Source organism: Arthrospira sp. PCC 8006 (genome assembly GCF_046480465.1).
In the GTDB taxonomy this organism is placed as follows: Bacteria; Cyanobacteriota; Cyanobacteriia; order Cyanobacteriales; family Microcoleaceae; genus Limnospira; species Limnospira platensis.
On record NZ_PKGG01000144.1, the window covers coordinates 1 to 13635 of the forward strand.

9 protein-coding genes and 1 pseudogene are annotated in these 13635 nt (G+C 42.8%); 7 read left to right on the forward strand and 3 right to left on the reverse strand.

Translation table 11 applies throughout. From position 1 onward, the window contains the following. Window positions 1-221 precede the first annotated feature (221 nt). Together B9T16_RS18530 and B9T16_RS18535 are read right to left on the reverse strand one after the other, a co-directional pair. Window positions 222-356, reverse strand: a complete 135-nt coding sequence (locus tag B9T16_RS18530; RefSeq protein WP_286131379.1) for a hypothetical protein — start codon at window positions 354-356, stop codon at window positions 222-224. 645 nt (window positions 357-1001) lie between these two features. Next, the gene (locus B9T16_RS18535; protein WP_410245440.1) at window positions 1002-2459 is read right to left on the reverse strand and encodes a recombinase; all 1458 of its coding nucleotides are present in this window, start codon (window positions 2457-2459) and stop codon (window positions 1002-1004) included. A 280-nt stretch (window positions 2460-2739) separates the two neighbouring features. Between B9T16_RS18535 and B9T16_RS18540 the strand changes: the two genes are divergently transcribed. From B9T16_RS18540 to B9T16_RS18570, 7 genes and pseudogenes are all read left to right on the forward strand, one after another. Further along, a complete protein-coding gene (locus tag B9T16_RS18540) occupies window positions 2740-4926 on the forward strand; it encodes an ATP-binding protein (protein WP_410245441.1) in 2187 nt (728 codons plus the stop codon). 172 nt (window positions 4927-5098) lie between these two features. Next, on the forward strand, window positions 5099-6415 hold the full coding sequence (locus B9T16_RS18545; RefSeq protein ID WP_410245442.1) for a response regulator: 1317 nt from the start codon (window positions 5099-5101) through the stop codon (window positions 6413-6415). A 407-nt stretch (window positions 6416-6822) separates the two neighbouring features. Next, entirely contained in the window at window positions 6823-7836 is a 1014-nt protein-coding gene (locus B9T16_RS18550) for a CHAD domain-containing protein (RefSeq protein WP_410245443.1), read from the forward strand. A 153-nt stretch (window positions 7837-7989) separates the two neighbouring features. Further along, window positions 7990-8088 (forward strand): annotated as a pseudogene (locus B9T16_RS18555) (transposase); the annotation flags it as partial. A gap of 694 nt (window positions 8089-8782) precedes the next feature. After that, on the forward strand, window positions 8783-9709 hold the full coding sequence (locus B9T16_RS18560; RefSeq protein WP_410245444.1) for a diguanylate cyclase domain-containing protein: 927 nt from the start codon (window positions 8783-8785) through the stop codon (window positions 9707-9709). Window positions 9710-9857: 148 nt separating this feature from the next. After that, window positions 9858-10751: a putative bifunctional diguanylate cyclase/phosphodiesterase gene (locus B9T16_RS18565; RefSeq protein ID WP_410245445.1), complete on the forward strand. Its 894-nt coding sequence runs from the start codon at window positions 9858-9860 to the stop codon at window positions 10749-10751. 62 nt (window positions 10752-10813) lie between these two features. Continuing rightward, window positions 10814-12943 carry a PAS domain S-box protein gene (locus B9T16_RS18570; RefSeq protein ID WP_410245446.1) on the forward strand — a complete coding sequence of 710 codons (2130 nt, stop codon included), beginning with the start codon at window positions 10814-10816 and terminating at the stop codon, window positions 12941-12943. A gap of 50 nt (window positions 12944-12993) precedes the next feature. Here the strand turns inward: B9T16_RS18570 and B9T16_RS18575 are convergent. Continuing rightward, the coding region (locus tag B9T16_RS18575; RefSeq protein ID WP_410245447.1) for a HEAT repeat domain-containing protein at window positions 12994-13635 on the reverse strand (642 nt) is incomplete at its 5' end.

The following is a 13635-nucleotide window of genomic DNA, read 5'->3' on the forward strand; positions in this document are numbered from 1 at the left end:
GGTTAAGATTTTGGCTTAGGGTGTTTATTAGGGGTACTGGGTTCCGCCTGGGATGATTACCACCAAAAATTGGAGACTTGTCTAGCGGTATGTAGGTATCGGTTTCGATGGGGAATCAATTCTCTAGGATTATGTAGGTATCAGCGAGAGATGACGAAACAAGTCACCAGTTGAAAAGTTGTTTGAGGGTATCGGGTTGATTCCGGTAGGAGATAGTTAGGTTAGTCGTGATTATGCGATCGCATTTTGTTGGTAGTGAGTAGGCTCCCCAATATTTCCCCAATAATCTGACTCCCATAGATAACCGGATAGGCAGCCTGATATCGTTGTACATTGATAGGGGTATCGTTGTACATTGATAGGGGTATCGTTGTACATTGATAACCTAGTGGGTTCCCCCTACGGCTACCTACAGCTATCATGTTGACTTTGAGCCATAGATAAATCCCACTGCGATCGCACTCATTACCGTCCTATTATTAGCACTGGTAGCTTTAGGTAATACCCTGCAAAATTGAACCCATACCCTCCCCCTAACCGAAACAAGCACTATTGGGGAAACGACCGATGTGATAGCAGTCAATGGTGAGGAACGAACCGATAGGCTTGCCATTGACTGCTATCACGAGAGAGTTACCCTATCGGTGTTTGGTTAGGGGGAGATAGTAGGCATTTGACAGATTGATTAAGTTGTGCTTATTGACTGAGTAATCAACCTATTGACAGAATTATTTTCCTATGCTAGGACTAGATTGTGAGTCACATTTGAGTAACTAGGCATAGTTATTGGGTTGAGTAATAACCCGCTATCGCTGTTAGGATAAGGGTTTATAGTTAACACGTTGTGGCGCAATCAAAGCGTCTATATAGCCTACAACCCCTATTCTACCGTTACTTAGGTGTTACTCAAAGCCATAACAGGATCCATCAATTTGTAGCCATAAAATAACCCCTAGGGGTTTAGTCTAGGGGTGTTAATTTATGAAAGGTTGACGATTAGATTAATCTATCTGATAGATAACTCTGAGAAATGCCTTAGCTTCTGGAGTGTCAACATCAAACCCTAACGCTGTTAACCGTTCTATGGCTACATCCAATGGTATAGGTAACTTAGAGCATCCATCGAGAACTTCTAAGGTAGCGTCAATGCCTTCTGTTGTATAGTCATTAGCATTAACGATTGTGCTATGACCCATAAGTCTCGCTCGCAACTCGATAGGTAGTCCATACTTTTCACCTAACAGGTTGTACAGCCTACGAAAAGCATATTTTTGGGTTACCGGGCATTTCATGAATTGAAGTCGTTGACTAAACGTTGTCTCAAAGCCTGTAACTATGCTTTTGGGTTTACTGCCTTTTTTAGGGGTGTATTGAGGCAATAAAGGTTTTTTCAATTCCAGAAACTCAAACATTTCAGGGCTGGGAATTGGAGCTACAATCCTTCCCCCTGTTTTGATACTCACTTTTCGACCTTCTGAGTCAGTAAAGTAAGTGTAATCTCCTAATACCAAGTAATTGTCTTGATTATCAGGGTCTGATAGTGCTTTGATAGTGATACCATCATCCGTTACAAATGGCTTAGTTAGATTAACGGCGGCGGCTATCTCAGTAGGTCTTAACCCGTACATTACCGCCATACCAGTCACCCATAACCAATTATGCCTTGTTAATTGATGTTGAGGGTTTTTAATGTTATAGGCTTCCTGTTTAGTATTAAGCCACCAATCCTTAAATACATCAACAGCTATCCGTTGTTTCTTTCTGAATTGTGTTTGTTTGGCGTTAATAGGTTCAAGCTGTTTGAGTAAATGGTCTTTGTTAGGTGATTTCTCAGCTATGGCTTTTAAGATGTAGTAACGTTCCCTGAAGGTTTTGGAGCCTACTAATTGTTCTCCATTCTGCAAGGGAATATATAGCATAGCCTTGAAACTCTCCCAGCTAGGATATTCATCCCAATTAGGAAACAACTTGAAATATGTCCCTTTAGTAGACTCGTAAGATGCTAAGTCGCTAGCGATATCGCGGGAACGTTTCCTTCCTGTGTTGCGGTTGTACCCCGCAAAATACTCATCCTCAATTTGTTTAAAGATGTCCCGGTAAGTTATCAGATTATCCTCAATCTGGTTCTTTCCTAAGATAGTCGCATCGTACCAATCCCAAAATTCACTAGCGCTAGTGATAGTCCCTAGGGCTTCTGATACCAACTTAGCTTTCCTAACGCCGTCTATCACCCCTTCTGGAGTACACTCAAGGTTAGCCGTTTTGGGTAGTCGTTTTCCGGTAGGTGGTTGCTTAAACTGCAATAGTAGATTGTACCTAGCCCCGGWCTTTTGTAGTTTGAGTGTCACTCCTTTGGGACATTCCCCTTTAAAGTCTTGATAGGCTTTCAAGAATCTAGCGTAACTCTCATCGTAGTTGCCCTTTCCCCCTACTGTAGGGGTATCAGTAGCGTTACTCATTTTTTACTCACTTGTTACTCTGTTATGGCTTTGAGTAACACCTAAGTAACGGTAGAATAGGGGTTGTAGGCTATATAGACGCTTTGATTGCGCCTCAATGTAATTCTAAGCATATTCATCGCGCCTCTAGCCGCCGATTCCTTTTGACAGCCCCCTGGGGTGGTTTAGCTGCTGATTGGTTCCCTCTTTGGCGGCGGACTGTTAGCCCGTTCAATTTTCTGTTAAGTTTTATAAAGTAGGTGTGAGTTAACCCGAAATTGGGACTTTTTCAGGGCCGAGAATGGATATACAGCAGTTAAAAGACGAGCAGATCTTGATTTTAAACGAGATTGATCAGGCGATCGCCCTATTCGACAGTAGCGATCGCTTAATCCTATTCAATCCCCAACTCGCCTCAATTTGGGGAATTTCCGTTGACCAACTCGCCGCCCAACCATCCCTAGATGAAATTTGTGCTGAAATCACATCCCAAAAACTGTGGTCAAAGCCAGAATGGGAACACCTCAGACAAACCCTGCGCGACTCTGTCAGAGGCGAAATCTCATTTTGCATCCAACAACATAATCAAATCTATCTCGAAGTCCACAGCCACACCACACCATCAGGGCGGCGTTTACTCACCTTTAGAGATATTACAGACTATCGCAACACCCAACTGAGCCTAAATACCGAAGTGAGACGACTAAGGTTTCTGTTGGGGTTAAACGAACGCCTACAAGACTCCGATAACCTCGATAAAATCGCCCAATTTGCCCTCAACTATCTAGTACACACCACCAATGCAGCCTTTGGCGATGTCAAAGTAATTTTAGGAGAAGGAGAGAATCGCATCACCGGGATGCTAGGAAACCAAATTTCCGGTCAGTTTATCGCCACCTATGGAGAACCCGCCGTCGCCGAAATGAAAGCCCTATTAAGCCAAGGCATTCCCTACGGTGAGGGTCTACTGTGGGATGTAGTCAGAACAGGTGAACCGATATTTGTCCAAGACTACGCCAACCACCCCAAAGCCTTCTCCCCCTTTCGTCATCCCGGAATTGGTCAACTAGGAATTTTTCCCATTCCCGCTACCAACGGAGAAATCATCGGCGTGTTAACCCTCGAATCAAGGGATCTGACCAAAATGCAGGAATATCCCCAATTAGATATGTTATTTGCCGCTTGTCGAACCCTCGGAACCGCCATAGAACGCGCCCAAGCCCAAGAAAACTTGCGTCAAAGCAACGAAAAATTAGAACGCGCCTCTCAACTCAAATCCGAATTTTTAGCCTCCATGTCCCACGAATTACGCACCCCCCTTAACAGCGTTTTAGGCTTTGCGGATTTACTCAAACGCCAAAACTCTGGAACTCTCAACTCTCGCCAGCTTAACCAAGTTCAATTTATCGAAAAAAGCGGTTTGCACTTGTTGCAGTTGATCAACGACATTCTGGATCTATCCAAAATAGAATCCGGCAAAACCGAGTTAAATCTGGAGTTAGTTAACATCCACGAACTCTGTAGCGAGTGTCTGAAAATGGTTCAGCCTCGGGCTGATAAAAAATGTCTAGCCCTGTCTTTAGAATCAGACTACCGCATCACTCAAGCCTTGCTAGATAAGCGACGGGTCAGACAAATTATCATTAATTTGCTCTCCAATGCCATTAAATTTACTCCAGAAGGTGGTAAAGTTCGATTAAGCGGACACCTAGCTTATGGCTCTCAGATAGATGGAGATTATCGCCCTGACTGTTCTCCCATTAATGACAGTACCCCTTATTTATGTTTGGAAGTACAGGACTCTGGTATTGGCATCCCCCAAGACAGATGGCATTTATTATTTCAGCCTTTCCAACAGATAGATTCTTCCCTAACTCGTCGCCATGAAGGTACGGGATTGGGATTACTTCTAACTAAGCGTTTGGCTGAATTACACGGCGGCACCGTATCTTTGCAGTCTCAGGTTAATCAAGGCAGTCGCTTCCGGGTATGGCTACCTCTAACTGAGATGCGACGGGAATTAGCCAAAAGTTATCATCCTGAACACGAAAGCCAGGAGGTAATTAAACCAGAACCAGAAACCCCTAAGTTAAATAAGGTAGACTGCCCTCGGATTTTGGTGGTGGAAGACCAGCTTTTTAATCAGCTATTAATTACTGAAGTTTTGGAATTGGAAGGGTATCAGGTCGAGTTGATTGCTGATGGTAATACAATGTTGGATATGATTAACTCAACTATGGCGAAACCCGAAATGCTACCTGATCTGATTTTAATGGATATTCAACTACCGGAGGTTGATGGGTTTGAACTGATACGCCGACTCAAGCAAAGCAGTTTATGGAAAGTCGTGCCAGTGGTCGCAGTTACGGCTATGGTTATGTCGGGCGATCGTGAACGGTGTCTGGTTGCTGGGGCTGATGGTTATTTGAGTAAACCCCTTGATGTTGACCAGGTATTAGAAACTGTCAAAGATTTCCTGGAGTTTTAGCAGAAAAGTCCTAAGTGGGTATAGCCACCTAATCACTCATTTTAATACGGGTTGGTAGGCGCATCTACTGAAATATACAATTATCAGTGTTTATACAGCCCGGTTGGCACATCTATGAGTCAGTTTGGTGCATTGACTCTGTATTAAACGGTTACCCCCCCTTTTTTTACCTATGTCTGAAACTAAATTACATATCCTTTTGGTTGATGATGAACCCGCTAATCTCGTGTTATTAGAAGATTTGTTGATGGCAGAAGGTTATAACACTACCTTAGCAGAATCGGGATCTAGGGCGATTGAAATAGCTCAAAATCATCGGCCGGATTTGGTGCTTTTGGATGTTATGATGCCGGATATGAATGGTTTTGAAGTTTGCGATCGCCTTCGAGAAAACCCCATTTTACAAACTACTCCTATCATTTTTTTGACAGCACTCGATGATGAGGAATCCCGCTTAATGGGCTTGCAAACCATGGGCGATGATTATATTACTAAGCCTTTTAATATCAAACTTTTGTTGGCGAAAATACAGAATATTTTAAAATTAAATAAGATGCGGAATGATACTGCTAAGGTGCAGTTACAGCAGGAAGTTCAAGAACAAAATCAACGGCAGTTTTCGGCGGCTTGGCAGATTAATGAAAATTTATCAGATAAATTTCAGCTATTTGTACCCCAACAATTTTTAAAGCGCATTGCTCCTCAGGGGGTTGAATCTATTCAACTGGGAAATGTCACAGAAGAACACTTGACTGTCTTATTTTGTGATATTCGCGGTTTTACTTCCATTGCTGAATTTCAACAAGCTAGAGAAACCTTTGAATGGTTAAATGCTTTTTTTAACCAAATGAGTCATTGCATCTCCTCCCATAATGGCTTTATTGATAAATATTTAGGGGATGCCATTATGGCGGTTTTTGACCGGATGAATTCCCATGCTATTGATGCTTTAAATTCCGCTTTAATGATGAAAGATAGTTTGCGCCAATTTAATCGCGATCGCCATATATTTAATATTCAAAAACCTATCAGAATTGGTATTGGTATTGATACCGGAATTGGCATGATTGGCACATTGGGTTCTGATAGCCGTATGGATTCTACAGTTATCGGTAATGTAGTTAATACCGCCTCTCGATTAGAAGGATTAACTAAAATTTATGGCTGTCAAATTATTGCGAGTAAATCCGCCATTGATACCGCTGAATTAATGACACAATACCCCGAAAATAGCGAATCTTTCCAAACTCGCTGGATTGATTGTGTCACCCCCAGAGGCAAAAAACAACCCTTAGAAATTTATGAGGTTTTAGCTAGTCAAACCTATGCGGTTTCCCCAAATAAAATTCTCACCCGTCCCGTCTTTGATCGCGGTACTCGTTGCTGGAAAAATGGCAACATTAAAGAAGCCTTAAAATGCTTTCAAGCAGTTCTCAGCCAAGACCCAAAGGATACAGTTGCTCAATACTATCTCGAGAAATGCCAATAAATAATTCCCTTACCCCATTAAATAATCCCCTGAATGCTTAAATCATCGCTTAGGTCAAATAGCCTCTGCATACTTTCCCGGACTACCCTACCTAAACCACAGCCCAAACCCCCTGTCTTGGCTGTCGAGACCCTTTGAGCGTGAGAGGGGCACCTCATCAAAACCCTAAATCCTATACATTGATTGAAAACAGCATAATTAGGCATAAATTGGGTTAAGAAAAGGTTAAATTTTTTTCCGGTTATCTCAACGCAGTTTCAGCCACCCAAAGCTATTGATTCCTCTTCTCAGAAACCCCGTTAAGACCTTCCTACTATCAAATGGGAAATTTGCAGATCATCTACACAAATGATTCTATTAGTTGTTATAGTGAATAGTATCTCAAAATTTTAGTTTGACAGAGAAAAATGACTATTGACACCTCACCTCAAACCAATACCCTAGGGAACTGGGCCAGTTTAGGGATTCAAAAATATCTGACCAAAGTCCTCAGCCACGAAGCCGCCGTTTTACAAGATCAAGATCCCGAAGAATTACATCAAATGCGGGTGGGAATGAGAAGACTGCGATCGGCCGTCACTGGTTTTGCTCCGGTTGTAGATTTACCCAAAGCAGCCAGCGATGACAATATAGGGAAAATCGCACGTTGTCTAGGAGAACTCCGAGATATTGATGTGATGATAGAAGCCTTGAATAATCAATACTATCCGACCTTGACAGAAGCCGAAAAACCCACCTTAGACAAGGTATTAATTCGCCTGGTTAAGCAGCGAGGTAAAGCCTTTAAAAAAGTTCGGGCTACCTTGGAACACAAAAAATATCAACACCTTAAACAAGACCTGCAAAACTGGCTAGATTTTCCGGTTTATACCGCCATAGAAAAGCTGCCGATTCTGGAAGTATTACCAGATTTATTACTCCCCCAAGTCAGTGAGCTATTATTGCATCAAGGTTGGTTATTTGGTATTGACAAACTAGAAACCGAGTCCGAGCCTACAGAAAACAGTTCCCAGGAAACTACCCCTAAAAAAACCATTACCAAGAAAAAACTTGAGAAACTCCTGACGACTCAGGGGGATGTCTTACACAGTTTACGCAAACAAGCCAAACGAGTCCGTTACCTCATGGCTCTATTTACGGACTTTTACGGGTCTACCTATCAAGCCTATCTCCAGGATATGAAAGATATACAAGAATGCCTAGGTGATATTCAAGATACCATGGTACTCGAAGCGGTTTTAGTGGATATCCTGCGTTCAGATATCAAGAAAAGTCTACCAACCCTCTCAAATCAGATGAGCCAAAAGCGCTATGAATCATGGCAGATATGGACTCAGCTACAGCGTCGATATCTAAATCCTGTAGTCCGCCAAGATTTTCACTTAACCCTGTTGCGTCCTCCACTGGACTCTGATAGATAACCCACAGTTTACCACCATACCCCTGAGAGAAGTAAGCTATACCGTTGAATCGACAAAGCAGCAGTATCTCAGAAATAGGGGAAGACAGTTGACATACTCACGCCCGCTGAAGCCACCGTATGGTCAAGCTCGCTACCCTAAACCATAGGCTAAGATGCCCTCTGGAGTCCAAGCTATTTTGTTAGCTCCGTTGGAGGTGCGCCAATAGAGGTTCTCAAGCAGTACATTAGGGAACAAGAAAAGCCGTCCTAGAAGGCTATGCACTGAGTATCATCGAAGTGCGATGCACTGAGCTTGTCGAAGTGACGGGGTTTTAGACCCATTCTTCTGATAACTGTCAACTGTTGACTCTCTACCTCCTCGGTTCCTCCTCTCCAATTTTTGATCATTTTTGGTCTTTCGTATCAATAGATACATTTATTTGACTCTAAAGACCTCATATAATATTTGGTAGGCTTATATAGGATGGGGTTTCCTGTATTTAAAGTTTGAAACCTAGAAAGTGAATTTAACCTTTTCTAAATATTTAATTAGGGAAGTCCACTTAATTTTTTCTCAAGATTTAATTAATGGTTAACTGCTATACAATCTTTTGTTAACTTATGAATCAGAATAGATAGCGCAACTTCCCTAGCCAAGTATTGAATTAAACATTTTTTTAAGATTTGCAGTTAGGGTTTGTGAACTATAGCTGCTATTCTTGGAATGAGAGTCTAAGGTTTTCGGTGTTCACTTTGGTCATATCTTCACAAACAGGGTATGTTAAGTCAATTTTGGTAAATTTAGAATGGAAATCTTAGGCATCTTGGCAAATTTCTTATACATTGTTCGTATAAGGGTCAGGTTCCATGAAAATAACGCCAGAGATGATTCAACCTGTACAAACTAATTGGTCTTTCTGAGATTTCTGGGAAAGTATCAATGTCCATCCCATGAGGTAATTAAAATGGACAACAACAATTTTTCACACCCTCAAAATAACTGGGGAAACTGGCAAAATTCGCCAGCAGTCTCTATGCCATCAAGTAATTTGCTTTCTGTGAGGGGAAATCGGCAAATCGAGCCCATGGGAAGAGCATGGCAATCATTAAGTTCAGTAGCTATAAATGCTCAGGATTTTCTGACTATTGCTATCTCTGTTTCCCAGCCAGTCATACCCAAATTAACATTGGTTAACCCGCTGTTTACAGGTAACACAGGGTATACAGCCGATGAATTTTTCAGTAAAAACCAAAGTCTTATGCAAATTACCAAAACTATTCGTGAAGGCTCTAATGAGTATAATAACACCATTTTCAATAGATTTAAGGATGTTTCAGAAGACCAACATCTACCCGGTGGATCATCCCTAAACACCTCTGATAGCGAAGGTGAATTGTCTGGTATATGGCAGTGCGAGCCATCAAGAAATACGGAAATTGTCAAAAGTAAATGGCCAGTTTTCGATGCGGACAAAAAACAACGTAGACGTGAGGAAGCTAGATTACTGATATATAAATCAACCCACGACGGGTTAACTGATTTATATAACAGATCCTACTTTATGAGGGAACTGGACGAAGTAGTAGAACGGGCAAAAGAAGATCCTGAATACCAATTTGTGGTACTACTTTTAGATGTAGATCGGTTCAAAATAATTAACGACAGTCTCGGTCATCAAGTCGGCGATCGCCTATTAGAGGGAGTGGGTGAAAGATTAAGAGAGTGCATCCCACCTTGGCATACGGTAGCGCGTCTGGGGGGAGATGAATTTGCGATTCTGTTGGATGACCTCAATAATTTAACCCAAATCTCCCAGACGGCACAAAACATTCAATCTTACTTACAACAACCTATTGTTTTAGGGGAACAGGAAGTCTTTNAGCACTGTTAGCATTGGTATTGCTATCAGTAATGTCAGCTATAGCAACGGCAAAGAAATTCTCCGAGATGCAGACACAGCCTTATCCCAAGCGAAAAGAAAAGGAAAAGCCTGTCATGTGATATTTAACCCCACGATGCACCGCCAAGCTTGGGATCGTATGCAGCTTGAAAATGATCTGCGTCATGCCATTGAACGTCAGGAATTGCAACTACACTATCAACCGATTATTTCCCTGGAGACACTAGAGGTTGTAGGCTGCGAAGCCTTAATACGTTGGGAACATCCTAAACGAGGCTGGGTGTCTCCTAGTCAATTTATCCCTATTGCTGAAGAAACGGGACTGATCCAACCGATTGGAGAGTGGGTGTTGCGGTCTGCGTGCCAAACATTACGCCGTTGGCAGTTAATGTTTCCCGATGGACAGCCGGCATTTATGAGTGTGAACCTATCGACGTATCAATTAACTAACCCGCAATTAGTTAATAAGGTTCAAAGCATTTTGGAAGAAACTGGCTGTGATCCCTATAGGTTAAAACTGGAATTAACGGAAAGCACTATTGCTGAATATGCGGAGATAGTGGTTCCCCAAATGAGAGAACTTAGCCAATTGGGGATCAAATTATGTATTGATGACTTTGGAACTGGGTATTCTTCCCTGAGTCGCCTATATCACTTTCCGATTCATACCCTGAAGATTGATCGCTCTTTCATTGAGGGGATCGATGAATCTCACGATAAACTCAAAATTGCTTATGCGATTGTCAATTTAGCCCATACCTTAGGACTAGAGGTGATTGCGGAGGGTGTGGAAACTCCCGAACAAATGGCTGTATTGCAAGCCTGGGGATGCCAACTGTGCCAGGGATATTTATTCTCCAAGGCTGTTGATTCCCAGAAAATGGAAAAATTCTTGAGCCAAGGCAGGATCATGCTTTCGGCTACGGAAACTCTACGAGAATGGCAGCGGTTTGCTCAGGAAATTGAAAGGCTAATCAAACCCCTAGAAAAAGGATGCCCTGGAAAAGTCAATCCTAACATTCATATTGCTTGAGGTGGCTAGGCTATTTCGTGAATGTCCTAGCTAACTGAAATCACCTATTGGGAGAATTTATTATGAGCGCAGAACTTTTAGGGCTCCTGTTTCCCGAACCTTTGGTAGCAGCTTATCAGAGAGCAGTGGCTGATTTGACCAAAACCAAACAACAATTACATGAAAGTCAACAGGAACTTTGGGATCTTCGTCAGGTGGTCAACCGGACCACCCCAGGAGCATGGGTAGACCAAAACGGTATACTTGTGGAAATTAACGAGGCATTTATTGAGGTTTTCGGTTACGCGGCAGAAGAGTTAATAGGTAGACCTCATCCGTTGCTAAATTCTAACTGCTATAGTGGGTATTTTTGGGAAGAGAAGGTCTGGTCTGTGGTTAGATCTGGCGGTATCTGGCGCGGTGAACTGCAAAATTGTACTTTGACGGGACGAGAGGTTTGGCTGGAAACGACTATTGTACCTTTGATGAAAACGGGTGCTACCCCAGAGAAGTATTGGGTAGTTACGCAGGATATTACGGAACGCAAGGCAATTGAGTTGGAACTGACCCAACTTTCTTGGGTGGCTAGTCAAACTGATAATGCGGTGATTATCTGCGATCGCCATGGGAATATTGAATGGGTTAATGAGGCATTTACTTGGATTACAGGCTACACTCTGGCAGAGGTGAATGGTCTAACCCCTGGTTCTTTTCTCCAGGGACCTTTGAGTGATGCGGAAACTATACATCAAATTCGCACCTGTCTCAAGGAACATAAACCCTATCGTGGGGAGTTGCTCAACTATAAACGCAATGGGACTCCCTACTGGCTGTCTATTAGCATTACTCCTATTTTTAACCATCAGGGGGATCTCACTAAGTTTATTGCGATTGAAACTGATATTAGCGATCGCAAACAGATTGAGGAAGCCTTACGACAAAGTGAGGTGAGAAATCGCAGCCTGATTGAAGCGATCCCCGATTTAATGTTTCGCCTGAACCGAGGGGGGGTGTTTCTTGACTATTTCCCATCTAAGGATGATCGGGTGACACAATCTAAGGAAGTTTTGGGAAAAACGGTTGAGGAAGTGTTCTCGGAGGACTTAGCCTGGTGGACGCGCCACTACTTGGAATTAACTTTAACTAGCGGACAGTCTCAGTCTGGGGAATATATGCTACCTTTTGAGGAAGGATGGCGCACCTATGAGGCTCGCTATGTTAAAAGTGGGGATGATGTGGTTTTGGCGATCGTGCGTGATATTACTGATCGCAAAGCTATAGAGGCGGCTTTATTAGTTGAACAGCAATTGGAAAAACAAAAAGCGGCTCAACTGGAAAAAGCCTTAGACAAACTACAACGCACCCAAACCCAACTAATTCAAGCTGAAAAGCTATCGAGTTTGGGTCAAATGGTGGCGGGAGTGGCTCATGAGATTAATAATCCTCTGGCTTTCATTCATGGGAACTTAATATATTTGGATACCTGTATTAAGGATATTCAATATATGTTGTGTATGTATCATAAATATTACCCGGAGCCAGTGCCAGAATTAAAAGAGGCTGTGGCTGATATTGATGTGGATTTTCTGCTAGATGACTTACCCAAGGCTTTGGAATCAATGAAGTTGGGGACCCATCGGATTCAGGAAATTGTTACCTCTCTACGCAATTTTTCGCGACTAGATGAGGCGAAAATGAAGGCGGTTGATTTGCATGAGGGAATTGAAAGCACTTTGCTGATTTTACAAAATCGCCTGAAGGCAAAGGCGGAACAAGGGGAGACAAATATTATCCGCGATTATGGGGAACTGCCTAGGGTAGAGTGCCATGCTTCCCAGATTAATCAGGTGTTTATGAATTTAATCTCTAATGGGATCGATGCTTTGGAGAATAGACCCGCACCTAGGGAAATCACGATTAGAACTAGATTAGAAGTGGCTGAATATCAGGAAAACATGGATATGGTAGTTGTGGAGATTTCCGACAACGGCCCTGGAATTCCTGAGTCAGTCCTACAACAAATATTTAACCCATTTTTTACTACTAAACCGGTGGGAAAAGGCACGGGATTAGGTTTGGCTATATCTCATCAAATTGTGGTAGAAAAACATGGTGGCAAAATCGAAGGTATTTCTGAACTAGGAAAAGGAACTAGGTTTATCATTTCTCTGCCTTTGAATTGCACGAAGATTGATGGCGAACAATTACCTTAATTATTGCTAGGGTCGGAAAGACTAACGCACCTGTAATGGCAGTCAATCAATTATCCGTTATCAAGATGATTCCTAGAGATAGGTAAAGGACGCATCCGACTGAGTTTATCGGCGGCCCATTGTGCGGTTTCTCTGACATCGGGTTCGGGATCATCCATTGCTCTTTGGAGAATTTGGCTAGTTTGGTACATTAAATCATAAATTCTGGTTAAGTCCCGAATGGCATTTTGTCGTACTTCTGGGTTTTCGTCCTGCAAGGAAAAAACTAGGGCCTTACTCATGGGTTTGATACAGCGAGTGCTGATTTCTGCTAAGGCTGCCAAGATTTTGCTACGCTGCTTGGAGTCTGATGTAAATAACAAGTTTACCAGAGGTTCGATCGCTCTGGAATCTCCCTGTTGGGCTAACTCCCAAATGGCTTTGCTGCGATGATTAGGGTTAGGATACTGTAGTTGTAAAATCAGTTCCTCAATGCGATCGATTTTCACGGGCTGGGGACTTTCGGCCACCAAAGTGGGTTCAGTGGGGGCTGAAGGTTCTGGCGGCGCTTCTGTGGCGGTTTCGGTGACGGGGGTAGGGGGAAGATTAATCAAACTTTTCTCAGCAATTGGGGGGTCTGCTTCGGGCGGCGCTTCTGTGGCTGGAAACTGTATTAAGGTCTGGGGGGAGGCGGGGGAAATTTCGGGATCTGG

What these genes read in the sequence shown, in the direction of transcription:
- B9T16_RS18530 (WP_286131379.1), bottom strand. Translation starts at nt 356, where the DNA reads ATGTACAACGATACCCCTATCAATGTACAACGATATCAGGCTGCCTAT.
- B9T16_RS18540 (WP_410245441.1), top strand. Translation starts at nt 2,740, where the DNA reads ATGGATATACAGCAGTTAAAAGACGAGCAGATCTTGATTTTAAACGAG.
- B9T16_RS18545 (WP_410245442.1), top strand. Translation starts at nt 5,099, where the DNA reads ATGTCTGAAACTAAATTACATATCCTTTTGGTTGATGATGAACCCGCT.
- B9T16_RS18550 (WP_410245443.1), top strand. Translation starts at nt 6,823, where the DNA reads ATGACTATTGACACCTCACCTCAAACCAATACCCTAGGGAACTGGGCC.
- B9T16_RS18565 (WP_410245445.1), top strand. Translation starts at nt 9,858, where the DNA reads ATGCAGCTTGAAAATGATCTGCGTCATGCCATTGAACGTCAGGAATTG.
- B9T16_RS18570 (WP_410245446.1), top strand. Translation starts at nt 10,814, where the DNA reads ATGAGCGCAGAACTTTTAGGGCTCCTGTTTCCCGAACCTTTGGTAGCA.